Origin of the sequence: Paenibacillus sp. N3.4, from assembly GCF_008017805.1 — a bacterium.
Classification (GTDB): domain Bacteria; phylum Bacillota; class Bacilli; order Paenibacillales; family NBRC-103111; genus Paenibacillus_E.
The window spans coordinates 47,323-60,201 of the sequence record NZ_VRTT01000015.1 but is presented as its reverse complement, the minus strand read 5'-3'; the positions used below and the strand labels follow the sequence as shown (position 1 = coordinate 60,201).

The window sequence follows — 12,879 nt, the reverse complement described above, 5'->3', positions numbered from 1 at the left end:
CAATAGCAAGAAAGACCATATATGCACGTCGTTTATAGCCGCACGTCCTGTGCATCTTTCCGATAAGTACCTGGCGTAGTCCCCGTGATTTTTTTGAAAATGCGTATAAAGCTGTTAACCGACGTATAGCGCAGTTTCTCAGTAACGGCTTGAATGGAGTTTTTCGGATCGCTAAGCAGCTCTTTGGCAATTCCGACGCGGTGCTGAATGACATAGTCAACGAAATTAATACCCATTATTTTCTTGAAAGAGCGGCTAAGCTGAGAGCTGCTGAGTCCGATGAGCTCTGCGCACAGCTGCAGCGAGATATCTTCGTCATAATGAGCTTGTATGTAAGCGACGACTTCGTCGACCTGCTGCTTCTCCAGCGACGTTTTTTCAGGCTGCGGAGCGTTTAATTTATCAAAAAACTGCTTATGGAAAAAAGCTTCGATGTCTTGCAAATTGCGCTGGCGCTCCAATTCCATTGTCAATTGTTTCATGTTAACGGATTCAGCATGCTCGTGATGATGCTTTCCGACCGAATGCAGCATGACGCCAAGAAGCTGTGAGCAATATGACTTCAGAACATCGGACGTTAATGTAATATCATCTTTCAACAACTGGATCAGCTGCGAAAAGTGCTCCAATGCTTCTGTATAGTTTGAAGCATGAAGCGAATGCATAATAAGATTTTCTATATCAACCAACGCATCGGCCTGATCTGATACGGCAGGGTCCAATTCGTCGCTGATGATCACTTGATTAGCACCGAGGGAAAAGCTGTAACGAAGAGCACGTTTTGCCTGCAAGAAGGCATCATGTATACCGTGCAGGCCGGACTCCGAGTAGCTGACAGAAATGACGAAGTTCAGCTTCAAGTAGGTGCGAACGGCATGCAGCAGTTCATTGGCACAGATGCGCGACACGTGAGAACTGATGTGTTCCGGTTGATGGAGAATGGCAAATAATCCGGGCTGAATCATCATGATCCTTGTTTTTCCTTGTTTGCTCAAAATCTCATCTACGATGTTTTCGATCGCATAATAGAACAGGAATTGGTCGCCTCTCGAATACTGCGATTTCATATACAGCGGATCTGTTTCAATGAGGAACAAACAAATTTGCTTATTGTGAAAGGTCCCCTGCTGCAAGGTCAAATCATTGGAATTCCCGATAAGCAGGCTCATTAGACTATAATGTTCCGCGGTTGCTTGATATTCCTTGAGATTCTTTTTTAGAATATCATTGTGTTCTTCCACATTTTGAATATATTCCGCAATGAAGTGCATTTCATCCTTCGTTTTGCCCGACTCCTTGTGTTTAAAAACCCGCTGGGTCAACCTTTGTACAGGCTGGTAGATGCTGCTGGATGTACGTATGGCAATGATGACTGTTAGCAGAATGAAAGCCAGACTGACCCCAAGTAGAATGTTTCGTAATTGATTGGTCTGCTTCGCAACCAAATCTGTAGGTAAAATAGAGACATAATACCAATCACGGTTAGGGGAATATACGGTATTGATCAGCGACGGCTTGCCGTCCATAGGCATGGAAAATCGGTAATTCGGTAAATTTTTGCCTTTGGAGAGCTCAGCGATAAAGTTGGGTGTATTCAGCAAGCTTCCTACTTTAGCCACATCAGAGTGAAGCACGGCGTACCCGCTCGCATTAAGCACAAGATAGGTCGCGGGATCGCTAACGTTGGCTTTCAGTTTGCTGCTCAAAGTAGCGGCATCCAAATAAACGATAAAAAAGCTTTTTACCGCATTAGAGCCGGGGTTGTAGGTAGGTCTGATATAAGTAATGACAGGCCGATCCAATCGGGTGTTCAATTGCACTCGCGTATCGATCCAAGTACCGTATCTAGTAAGCGTTTTCGATTTTTGCAAAGCCAATGGATCGAAGAACTCGTCTGGCTGCAGCAGAAAGCCGCTGGAGGTGGCAATTTTATCGAAAGATGTGCTGTAAAAATCGATTTCAACGACATTCTCCATCCCGCTGCGCAAGTTTGTTAAGACAGTGAACAGATCATTGACCAGTTGAAAGTTTTTATACGTTAAATCATCATTAGTGAAACGATTAAGTGCCGAATTATCATACGTATATTGCAGCATCAGTTCATCGAACTTTTTAAACTGGTTATTCATTTCCTTTTCCACTTGATTCAAGAAGACTTGATGCATTTGATTCGTTTGGTCACTAATAATCCGATTGCTGATGAAGGAGGAAGATAGGGCCATAATAGCCACAGGGATGCTGGATAAGAGGATAAGGGAGATCAATAGCCGATTTTTCATTTTCCAGCCGGGCGTTTTAGTATTCAGTAATTGTTTCAGTCGACGCCATGATTGATAATCCATATCCAATCTCCTTATCATTTGCGTGTATGTACATTTTTGAAGATAGTATAACACATTCAGGTTCACCTCTTGGCGTTTACACGGTACACACTTTTTGCTGAGCCGTATTTCTTCTGCAAAAAAAGGTAATGCGTCTTCAGTCATCAGGAGTATGCGCGTTGTGCATACACTATTTTTGCGCAAAATAGGTTGATTGCCCAGTCTGAGACCTACTGTTTATGATGTGGGAAGCAAGTGATCAACGATGACCAAAGAAAGGAGTATTACAGACATCATGGAAGTAATTAAAGGAAGGCGACCCAACGTATGGTGGCAGCGCTTCATGAAAGAACGGTATTTATGGCTAATGGCTTTGCCAGGTGTGATTTATTTCTGTATCTATAAATATGTTCCTATGCTCGGGATCGTCATTGCCTTTCAAAAGTATGTGCCGTCCAAAGGGTTTCTTGGAAGCCAGTGGGTAGGGCTGGACAATTTCCGCCGTATTTTCGATTCGCCCGAGATTGGCCATTATTTTATGAACACAGTCATCATCAGCTTTTATCAGATTGTGTTTGCTTTTACAATCCCCATTGTGATTGCCATTTTATTAAATGAAATAAGGGCAGTATTGTTCAAAAAAGTGGTACAAACGCTGCTGTATTTGCCTCATTTCTTATCCTGGGTCGTTGTAGCGGGGATCTTCTATTTATTGTTTCAAAGCGATGGGCAAGTAAACCATTTGCTGAAGGATTGGGGCATGCAGCCGATCAATATTCTCTCCAATAAAGATAATTTCCGGGCGATGCTCATTTTGCAGGTCATTTGGAAGGAATCCGGCTGGGGAACGATTATTTATTTGGCGGCTCTGACAGGGATTGATCCTGAGCTTTATGAAGCGGCCAAAATGGATGGAGCGGGCAGGCTTAAACAAATCTTTCACGTAACACTTCCGGGTATCCGCTCTACCATTATCATTTTATTTATATTGCGATTAGGCACGGTGCTGGATGTTGGATTTGAACAAGTGTATTTGATGTTGAATGCTTCCGTTTCTGAAGTCGGTGAAGTGCTGGATACTTATGTATACCGGATGGGTGTCGTTAACGGAAATTTTAGTTTTACAACGGCAGTTGGTCTGTTAAAAGGAATCGTTGGTATGATATTGATCGTCGCAGCGAATAAACTGGCACGGACGTTTGGTGAAAAAGGAGTTTATTAAACAAACAAATAAAAGCGAAGGGTTGGGTCTACAATGAAAAAATCTATGAAAGCGTTGACAGTTACCTCCACATTCCTATTGGCCGCATCGTTACTGGCAGCATGCAGTAAAGGAGAGGTGAGGACACAAAGTACGGATTCAAGCAAACAGCCTGCACAAACTGCACAGGCGATAGAGAAAAAATATAAAATCCGTGCTATGAATATCCTTTACGGGGCTGCGCCTCCGGACTCCAGCACAGGGAAGAAAGCCATTGAAGATCGTTACAATATTGAATTCGATTATATACCGGTTGCCGCTGGCGAATACAACAACAAGATGGGGGTCACGTTGGCGTCGGGAGATATCCCGGATACCGTACTGTTTCCTTATCTGGATGCTATTTATTTCAATGCGATTGGCAGCGATCAATTTTTGCCGCTTGAAGCTTATTTGGCAGATAGCAAAAATTATCCGAATCTCGCTAAGCTGCCGAAGGAAGTTATGGATACACTCAAAAATAAAGGTCACATTTACGGTATTCCGCGCCTGCGTGGGATTCCGGGCGCAACACTCGTGATGCGCAAAGATTGGCTGGATAAGCTGGGGATGAAAGTGCCGACGACGTACGACGAGCTTTATGAAGTGATGAAAGCCTTTAAGGAAAAAGATCCAGATGGGAATGGCAAAGATGACACTTATGGTTTAGCGGCCGGGGTCAATAGTGGAGCAGGCATCAACGGAGCTTATCCGTTCGTTTCTCTGATGGCGAGCATGAAGGCGGGACCGAGCGTAGGGTGGGTGGAAGATGGCAAGGGCGGCATCGTTCCGGGCGAGTTCGCACCGAATAATAAAGCAGCCATCGGCTACCTGGCTAAACTCTATAAAGAGGGGATCATTGCGAAAGACTTCGCCATTAAGAAAGATCAGCAGGTAGAGGATGACTTTTTGCTTGGCAAAGCCGGCGTAGTTGCGAATTGGGGTTACACCGGTTTTACGCCAGAGCGGTTGACGAAGGCAAAAGCGGCTAATCCGAAATTCGAAATGATTGCCATTCCGCCACTTAAGGCTGCGGACGGATCTGACGGCGGTTATGTAAAAAGCAGTGGTTTCTTCGGTGTCTTCGCGCTCAATAAAGATTTGTTGAAAGACGAAGGAAAGCTGAAAAAGGTGCTGAAAATTTTGGATGATCAAATGGGTGACGAAGGCGCAAACTTCTTCAAATGGGGGGTTGACGGTATCCACTATAAAACGGATAACGGCCAGAAGGCAGTCACGGATCTTGGTAAAACCGAGGGACCGAACAAATATCAACTGACGAATCATGCGAATGAAGGCGAATGGATTCTAAGCTCGGCTGATACGCCAGAAACGACGAAACTGAAACAAAACTCGTTCGCCGTTGCTATGCAAGGAAAGCCATACACGTCACAGGAAGTTGGCCTGTTCTCCCAAACTTATGCCGATAAAGGAGCAGAACTATACAAAAGCACGGTAGACGGCGTAGTGAAAATTATCGTAGGTGAAAAGCCTGTTGATTATTTGGATCAAATGTTTGACGAATGGAAAACAAGAGGCGGCAAACAAGTGCTTACCGAAATGAATGAGGCTTGGAGAGCCCGGAAATGAGGTCTTCCAAGCTGACCAATAGGTTAATGGACGGAATCATCCTGCTTATTTTGATCCTGCTAACGCTTATGTGTTTGCTGCCAATCGTAAACGTCGTAGCGATGTCTTTTGCTTCCTTGAATGAGATCATATCAGGTAAATTCATTTTATGGCCGAAGGGCTTTGATTTCAAAGCGTACCAGTACATCTTCAATACGGGCGTATTTTTTTCCTCTCTCAAAAATACCGTATGGATTACAGTGGTAGGCACCTTTGTGAATCTGGCCGTTACTTCCTTACTTGCCTACGTTTGTTCCAGAAAACGATTTAGCGGAAGAAGCATGCTGCTCTTCATGGTCTTATTCTCCATGCTGTTCAGTGGCGGGATGATTCCTACTTATTTGATCGTCAAGGCAACTGGCTTGATTAATTCGCTTTGGGCACTCGTCATCCCAACGGCTGTTTCAGCCTTTAACTTGCTCGTGATGCGGGAATTTTTTGAATCGATCCATGAAAGCATTATTGAATCTGCAACGATTGACGGCTGTAACGATTTGGGTATCTTTTTTAAAATTGTGCTGCCGCTCTCCATTCCATCGCTGGCCACGTTCACTTTATTTTATGCCGTAGGCAATTGGAATCAATATTTCTCGGCGATTCTTTATTTGAACAATTCCTCTTTGTGGCCGCTGCAGATCCTGCTCAGACAGGTAGTTCTTGTGGGACAGAGCGATATTTACTCCCAGTTAAGCGCAGGCGAGGTGCTGCCCATGCCGGTCTCGACCCAAATGGCCACGGTCGTATTGGCATCGGCTCCAATCGTCATCTTATATCCTTTTTTACAGCGCTATTTTGTAAAGGGATTATCTTTAGGGGCTGTTAAGGGCTGAATCGGTGATTGGTTCCAGTCCAATAATTTGATTTAATGGAGGTATGACGTATGAGAAAAAACGCAATCGTGTATGTATCATGCATGCTTTTATTCTCTTTACTTGCATCCATTTTTCTTGAAGCGGGCACAGTCAAGGCAGCTACAGCCAATATGTTACGGATGGCACCAAAGTATATCAGCAAAGCGATTCAACGGCTGCGGATTCCCATTCGATTAAAGGAAACGTTGGCTGGACCAATTATGCATTAAGCACCAAAGTGAAAGCAGACAGTTTTGATAGTGGCGGCTATGCGGGGATTGGCTTGGATGCCCGTTATCAGGATGCCAACAATTATTACAACTTCCAGTATTATAAGCTAACGGGACAGCTGAAAATTCAGAAAAAAGCCGGCGGCGTTCTGACAACGCTATCTTCCAAAAATTATGCTTGGACGACGGGAACTTGGTATACGATGAAAGCGGTCGTGAATGGAAGCAATTTGGAGTTCTGGGTGAATGGCAATCTGGAATTGACCGCTTCTGACTCAAGCATAAGCTCCGGACAAATTGGGCTCAACGCGCATCGCTCCAGTGCTAAGTTTGATGATGTGGTTGTTCAATAGCTTTATTAACAAAGATGACCCTCCCGTTTACGAGGCCACTGAAAAACTTCGGTTTTTTGAAGGAATTAAATAGTTGTATCAAAAAAGACGACTCAAATTCATTTTTGAATTTTAGAGTCGTCTTTTTTAGGCCGCTCAATATTGAAATTGGAGCTTGACGAAAGGAAAGAGGGGGAGGCGATGAACGGATTGTGGAGCCGTTATTATCGTCTTGAATGGCCTATTTGAAACTTAACGGACATCAGCGCCGTTATTCGAGCGATCAGAGGCCGATGTCTACGATTTCTCCGCACTTAACGGAACGTATGTCCGTAAACAGGCGCAAGGCGAGGGATAAAGGGCAAATAACGGCTGTTATGTCCGCTTGCCTATCCAATCGTTATACCATCGTAGTCGAGACGGGTGGATCCGAATTCACAGGATGCCAATCTTACCTGTTTGTTTAAAATCAAGTACGGACTCTAAAAGATGAGCCTTTTACTTTTTCCCATTTTTGTAAACGGGGTTTTTCAGTGGCCTCCCGTTTACAGGTGGGTCATCTTTGTTTCATTTGACGCTCGGCGTCACCCGCGCCGCCACCTTGCCGGTGGCTGGGGTGTAGACGAGCGGCTGCCCGATTAACGCTTGCAGGTCGTCAAGCGTGATCGTGACGTGCCCGTGCTCGAGCAGCACGGGCTGCTGAAACGAGACGCGCGCTTCGCCGCGCGTGCTTTCTTCGCATTCACCGTCAAGGTGAATGCTTCTTGCCCGAGGCGGAAGCGCAGCTCGCCGCCTTCTTTATTGACGCCGCCGCCGAGCTGTGCGACGGCGCTGTTCACGTCTACGCGCAGCGGGGCGGTGCCCGACTGCGCCACAATGCGGCGCTGGATCGAGCGCTGCAGCAGCTCCGGCGTGATGCCGGGGCTGCCCGCGTTGATCCGCGGGATCAATAAGCGATCGGCGCTGCGCGTCGCCATCTCCGGCGAAATCGTGAAGGCGTAGCGGATGCCCGCCTGCTTCACAAGCTCTGTCGCCGCGGGCGACGTGATGCCGAATGGATAAGCCATCGTATCGAGCGGCGCATCGGTTAATCCTGCAAGCTTGCCAACGCAAGCTTGTGTATCTTTTAAGACGCGCTGCTTATAGGCATCCTCATTCTCTACCGTTCCGTTCTCATCCAGTCGGCCGACTAAAGCGGCTTGTCCGCTAGGCAGCTTATGATGTAGATTATTCGTATGGCAGCCGATGTCAATAAAATTCGTAGCATGTGTCATTTCGCTGATTTGCTCCTTCGACATCGAAGGAATGTAGGAGCCTAGCGGATTGCTCAAATCGGTCGTGATCACGAAGTTCACAGCGGGAATCCGCAAGCTTTTCAAAATCGGATATGCCGACGTATAAAAGCTTTGGTAGCCATCGTCAAACGTGATAAGCACAGCATTGGAAGGGACGGTTGCACCTTCCATGTACTGTTTGAATTCCGGTAAAGAGATGAAATGATAGCCTTTGCTGAGCAAAGCTTGAAGCTGGTTTTGCAGCAGCGATGTGGTAATGGTGCTTGAGCTCTGGTCCGTATCATGGACATGATGGTACATCAGGACAGCGACCTGATCTTCGTAGTAGATTTGTCCGGATCGTTCGGCTTGCAATGGTGTAAGTAATAGGGTTAAGCCGATAAGCGTAACTAGGATCGTAATGGCGATTCTCTTATACATGTTCATGAATCTCCTTGTTTTCCTCACAAGAAGCATCGAACTCTTCCTTTGAGGTATGTTATAATAGTTTGTAATTATTATCAGGTATGAAATTGAGAGAGGAGCCAGACCTAGTCATGCAGCATTTCTATCAAAGCGTCTACGATTTGATTGTCGAAACTTCCACAAACCTTCCAGGTGACGTTCGCCGTGCGGTACAAGCCGCTCAAGAAAACGAGGATAAAGGAACGCGCTCAGCGATGTCCTTATCTCGCATTGCCGACAACATCCATATGGCAGAAACCAATGTATCTCCAATTTGTCAGGATACAGGCATGCCAACGTTTATTATACACTGTCCGGTTGGAGCAAACCAAATTATCATGAAGAAGCAAATTCTTGAAGCGGTCGCCAATGCAACGAAAGCGAGCAAGCTTCGCACGAATTCGGTAGATTCCCTTACTGGAGCGAATAGCGGAGACAATTTGGGGCCCGGAACGCCAGTTGTTCATTTTGAACAATGGGAACGTGAGGATATCGAAGTCAAGCTGATCCTCAAAGGTGGCGGCTGCGAGAATAAGAACATTCAGTACAGCTTACCGGCTGATCTTGAAGGCATTGGCAAAGCAGGACGCGATCTGGACGGTATTCGCAAATGCGTGATGCACGCTGTCTATCAAGCCCAGGGTCAAGGCTGCAGCGCCGGCTTTATCGGAGTTGGCATCGGTGGGGATCGCACAAGCGGTTATGAATTGGCGAAGCATCAATTATTCCGTCATGTTGACGATGTGAACCCTCATCCGGATCTGCGCAAAGTGGAAGAGTATGTGATGGAACATGCCAATACGCTCGGTATCGGAACGATGGGCTTTGGCGGCCAGGTGACATTGCTGGGTTGTAAAGTTGGCGTTATGAACCGCTTGCCAGCGAGCTTTTTCGTATCCGTTGCTTACAACTGCTGGGCGTTCCGCCGTCAAGGCGTAATTCTGAATGCAGAATCCGGTGAAATTAACGGATGGTCTTACCCAAGAGGAACAGAAGTTTCGTTCCAGGAAGCATTTAACGCGAGCAGCGAGACCGCAAAAAATTCGACAGCTGAAGAACGTCGTGAAATTGTGCTGACAACTCCGATATCGGAAACACAAATTCGTCAATTGAAAGTTGGAGATGTCGTCGTGATTAATGGCACGATGCACACAGGTCGCGACGCTTTGCATAAATATTTGATGGATCATGACGCTCCAGTTGATCTGAACGGCGCAGCTATTTATCACTGTGGACCGGTGATGAGTAAAGATGAAGCCGGTGAATGGCATGTGAAAGCAGCTGGCCCGACGACAAGCATTCGCGAGGAGCCATATCAAGGTGAAATCATTAAAAAGTTCGGGATTCGCGCTGTGATCGGTAAAGGCGGGATGGGTCCCAAAACTTTGGCTGCGCTCCAAGAGCATGGCGGTGTGTATTTGAATGCGATTGGTGGCGCAGCACAATACTATGCACAGTGTTTCAAAAAGGTTGAAGGCGTCGATTACATGGAATTCGGAATTCCGGAAGCGATGTGGCACCTCGAAACACAGGGATTTGCAGCGATTGTTACGATGGATTCCCATGGCAACAGCTTACATGCCGATGTGGAGAAAAACTCGTTAGAAAAACTGGCTGCATTGAAAGAGCCTGTATTTAAGTAAAGCTTAGATGTTCAATTAAGCATTTACAAAAAAAAACTGGCTTCGGTACGGAGGAAAGGGTTACTATGTAGAGTAGCCCTTTTTCTTTATATTTGAACTCATAGGGTAGACGCACTTATGTATCGGAGGACAGATAACGGATGACAAAATTCCGTGCCAAACTTACTTTGATTTTGGTTTTATTAATTGGCTGCTCGATGTTGATTGCCGGCGTTTTTATGGCGAAAGTGCTTGAAGATGCTCATGTAGAGGCATTAAAAGATAATATGGAGCGGGAGCTCAATTTAATCAATGCTACCAGTGATTGGAATCGATCGGGGACCGAAGACGAGCTTATCGCTTATTACACCGCACAAGCGAAGAAAATAAAAGAAGCCACCAAAGCTAGATTGACTTTTGTTCGTGCTGATGGTCATGTTTTAGGTGATTCGGATCAGAAACCGGAGCAAATGGATAACCATTTGAATCGACCTGAAATAGCTGCCGCAAAAACGGCGGGAATTGGTTACGTTACCCGTTATAGCGACACATTAAAAGAGAATATGCTTTATGCCGCTATCCCTATAAAAAGCAATCAGCAAGTGTCTGGATATTTGCGTATTGCGCTGAGCTTGGAGCAAGTGGATGATTCCATTCGCAGATTATGGTATTTCCTAGCTCTCGGTCTTGTCCTATTATTTCTGATTGCCGGTATCGTCAGCTATCGCATAGCGAAAGGAATCACGCGACCTATCGAGAAGATGACGAAGGTTGCTCAGCAAATTACGAATATGAACTACGAATCTCGCGTACCATCTTATCGGAATGATGAAGTTGGGCAGCTAGGTCAAGCCATAAATCGTATGTCCGAGAGCTTGCAGCAGCAAATGGAGCGGATTCAAGAGAACGAGCGCAGACTCCAGGGCGTCATGGAAAATATGATGAGCGGCATCATGATGATCGATCGAGATGAACGGATTATGCTGCTGAATCCTTCTGCGGAATACATTCTCGGTTTTTCCTCACAGGAACTGCTGGGCAAGAAATATAATGAGGCGAAGCAGCAATATGAATTCACGCAGTTGATTCAGGAATGTATTGAATCACGTGACCCGATTCGCGATGAAATGATTTTCTATTATCCGGCAGAGCGTATTTTGGATATCAGTCTGAATCCCATTGCTCATGAAGATGAAGAGTGGTCAGGCGTTCTTATCGTCATCCACGATATTACGGCCGTGCGCAGATTGGAGCGAATGCGCAGCGAGTTCGTAGCGAATGTATCGCATGAATTGAAGACACCTATTGCCGCAGTTAAGGGCTTTGCAGAGACGCTGCTTGCCGGTGCGCTTAACGATAAGGAAACGGCTGTGTCATTCCTACAAATTATTTTTGATGAAAGCGAGCGGCTGAATCGGTTGATTGGTGATATTCTTGAATTATCCAAGATTGAATCGAAACGGATTCCGATGAATTTCTCGCCGATTTATTTGCCGGAATTTCTTGATAGGTCTTTAAATGTGCTAAGAAAAGAAGCTGAGAAGAAGCATATTGAACTGAGCATGCAGGTTGATGACGATATTTATATTGAAGCCGATGAGGATCGCTTACGACAAATTTTTATCAATCTGCTTTCCAATGGGATTTCATATACGCAAGAAGGCGGCAAGGTCAAGGTACGTGTTGAGCCTCTTGATATGAATGTGGATGGCGATTATGAGCGGTTGCGAATCATTGTCTCGGATACAGGAATTGGGATTCCAAAGAAAGATTTACCTCGTATCTTCGAGAGATTTTATCGTGTAGACAAGGCAAGATCGAGAAGCTCAGGAGGAACAGGACTGGGGTTATCGATCGTCAAGCATCTTGTTGAGATGCATAAAGGAACGATTCGGGTGGATAGTGAACTCGGAATTGGTACGAAGTTTACCATAGAACTGCCTGTCATTCACTAATTTACACGAAATGCACGAAACATTTACATTCCATTTACAATACTGTGTTAAAATAAAGATGTGCAATGTTAATAAACTGTAAATCCGGGGGATCCCATGGCACAAAAAATACTTGTTATTGAAGATGAACCGACGCTGGCCCGATTGCTGTCTTATAATCTTTCCCAAGAAGGATATGATACCAAGGTTGTTGATCATGGCGGTGACGGACTTCAAGAAGCTTTGCAGCAGATGTACGATTTAATTATTCTGGATATTATGCTGCCGGGCCTCAGCGGCTTTGAGATTTTGGCCAAGCTTCGGCAAAAAGGGAACAGTACCCCTGTTATCATTTTGACAGCCCGCAATGCCGAGGATGAAGTTGTTCAAGGGCTCAAACATGGCGCAGATGATTATATAACGAAGCCATTCGGAGTGGCTGAGCTGTTAGCGCGCGTATCTGCCGTATTGCGCAGAACGCAGTCAGAGGATGCGATGGTAGAAAGGCACAAATCGAATGAAAAAGTCATTCAGGCAGGCGAATTATTTATTTATCCAGAGAAATATGAAGTCGTTCTGAATGGAGAGTCGATTTCACTAAGACCCAAAGAATTCGAGGTACTGCTTTATCTGGTACAGCGTCCTGGGGTCGTAGTTACACGCGACGATCTGATGAATATTGTCTGGGGTTTTGATTATATCGGCGGTCAAAGAACAGTTGACGTGCATGTGAGCTCGCTTCGCAAGAAGCTGGAGATGAATCAGCAATCGGTACAGATTGATTCGATTCGTGGAGTGGGTTACAAGCTTGTAGCCAGCATGGTTCGCAAATAATAAGCCTTTGGTGCTGGTTCATCAGCGCTCTAGGCTTTTTTGTTAAGTTTAGTCAACGCAATGGCACAATCGCATACAATTTTCGCCAGATTCGAAATTTTATTTTCATGAAATTTTGTTATACTTTTATTGGACTAGTTCAACCCA

At 45.5% G+C, this 12,879-nt stretch carries 10 protein-coding genes and 1 pseudogene; 9 read left to right on the top strand and 2 right to left on the bottom strand.

What is annotated here, in order from left to right:
* Positions 1-32: 32 nt before the first annotated feature.
* Positions 33-2,342, bottom strand: a complete 2,310-nt coding sequence (locus FU659_RS10070) for a helix-turn-helix domain-containing protein (RefSeq protein WP_187274055.1) — start codon at positions 2,340-2,342, stop codon at positions 33-35.
* Between the two features lie 274 nt (positions 2,343-2,616).
* Here FU659_RS10070 and FU659_RS10065 point away from each other — a divergent pair, with 274 nt between their 5' ends.
* From FU659_RS10065 to FU659_RS10040, 6 genes and pseudogenes are all read left to right on the top strand, one after another.
* Complete coding sequence (locus FU659_RS10065; RefSeq protein WP_147947465.1) at positions 2,617-3,543, top strand: ABC transporter permease; 927 nt, start codon at positions 2,617-2,619, stop codon at positions 3,541-3,543.
* Between the two features lie 33 nt (positions 3,544-3,576).
* Entirely contained in the window at positions 3,577-5,151 is a 1,575-nt protein-coding gene (locus FU659_RS10060; RefSeq protein WP_147947464.1) for an extracellular solute-binding protein, read from the top strand.
* A complete protein-coding gene (locus tag FU659_RS10055; RefSeq protein WP_147947463.1) occupies positions 5,148-6,020 on the top strand; it encodes a carbohydrate ABC transporter permease in 873 nt (290 codons plus the stop codon). The genes FU659_RS10060 and FU659_RS10055 overlap by 4 nt, the downstream gene beginning before the upstream one ends.
* A gap of 50 nt (positions 6,021-6,070) precedes the next feature.
* Positions 6,071-6,271: a hypothetical protein gene (locus tag FU659_RS10050; protein ID WP_147947462.1), complete on the top strand. Its 201-nt coding sequence runs from the start codon at positions 6,071-6,073 to the stop codon at positions 6,269-6,271.
* Positions 6,232-6,624 (top strand): annotated as a pseudogene (locus tag FU659_RS10045) (3-keto-alpha-glucoside-1,2-lyase-like domain-containing protein); the annotation flags it as partial. The gene FU659_RS10050 and the pseudogene FU659_RS10045, both read left to right, overlap by 40 nt.
* Positions 6,625-6,839: 215 nt before the next feature.
* Complete coding sequence (locus tag FU659_RS10040; RefSeq protein WP_187274054.1) at positions 6,840-7,070, top strand: hypothetical protein; 231 nt, start codon at positions 6,840-6,842, stop codon at positions 7,068-7,070.
* A gap of 171 nt (positions 7,071-7,241) precedes the next feature.
* Here the strand turns inward: FU659_RS10040 and FU659_RS10035 are convergent, their stop codons facing one another.
* Positions 7,242-8,318, bottom strand: coding sequence for a polysaccharide deacetylase family protein (locus tag FU659_RS10035; protein WP_187274053.1), 1,077 nt, complete (start codon positions 8,316-8,318; stop codon positions 7,242-7,244).
* Between the two features lie 116 nt (positions 8,319-8,434).
* Here FU659_RS10035 and FU659_RS10030 point away from each other — a divergent pair, with 116 nt between their 5' ends.
* The 3 genes from FU659_RS10030 to FU659_RS10020 all read left to right on the top strand — a co-directional run bounded on the left by FU659_RS10030 (position 8,435) and on the right by FU659_RS10020 (position 12,732).
* Positions 8,435-9,985, top strand: a complete 1,551-nt coding sequence (locus FU659_RS10030; protein WP_147947458.1) for a fumarate hydratase — start codon at positions 8,435-8,437, stop codon at positions 9,983-9,985.
* Between the two features lie 140 nt (positions 9,986-10,125).
* Positions 10,126-11,919 carry a two-component system histidine kinase PnpS gene (pnpS, locus tag FU659_RS10025; RefSeq protein WP_147947457.1) on the top strand — a complete coding sequence of 598 codons (1,794 nt, stop codon included), beginning with the start codon at positions 10,126-10,128 and terminating at the stop codon, positions 11,917-11,919.
* A 96-nt stretch (positions 11,920-12,015) separates the two neighbouring features.
* Positions 12,016-12,732, top strand: coding sequence for a response regulator transcription factor (locus FU659_RS10020; RefSeq protein ID WP_147947456.1), 717 nt, complete (start codon positions 12,016-12,018; stop codon positions 12,730-12,732).
* Positions 12,733-12,879 lie beyond the last annotated feature (147 nt).

Bases quoted from the DNA above. Each gene is read 5' to 3' on its own strand.
- FU659_RS10070 (WP_187274055.1), bottom strand. From the start codon at position 2,342: ATGGATTATCAATCATGGCGTCGACTGAAACAATTACTGAATACTAAA.
- FU659_RS10065 (WP_147947465.1), top strand. From the start codon at position 2,617: ATGGAAGTAATTAAAGGAAGGCGACCCAACGTATGGTGGCAGCGCTTC.
- FU659_RS10060 (WP_147947464.1), top strand. From the start codon at position 3,577: ATGAAAAAATCTATGAAAGCGTTGACAGTTACCTCCACATTCCTATTG.
- FU659_RS10055 (WP_147947463.1), top strand. From the start codon at position 5,148: ATGAGGTCTTCCAAGCTGACCAATAGGTTAATGGACGGAATCATCCTG.
- FU659_RS10050 (WP_147947462.1), top strand. From the start codon at position 6,071: ATGAGAAAAAACGCAATCGTGTATGTATCATGCATGCTTTTATTCTCT.
- FU659_RS10040 (WP_187274054.1), top strand. From the start codon at position 6,840: ATGGCCTATTTGAAACTTAACGGACATCAGCGCCGTTATTCGAGCGAT.
- FU659_RS10035 (WP_187274053.1), bottom strand. From the start codon at position 8,318: ATGTATAAGAGAATCGCCATTACGATCCTAGTTACGCTTATCGGCTTA.
- FU659_RS10030 (WP_147947458.1), top strand. From the start codon at position 8,435: ATGCAGCATTTCTATCAAAGCGTCTACGATTTGATTGTCGAAACTTCC.
- pnpS (WP_147947457.1), top strand. From the start codon at position 10,126: ATGACAAAATTCCGTGCCAAACTTACTTTGATTTTGGTTTTATTAATT.
- FU659_RS10020 (WP_147947456.1), top strand. From the start codon at position 12,016: ATGGCACAAAAAATACTTGTTATTGAAGATGAACCGACGCTGGCCCGA.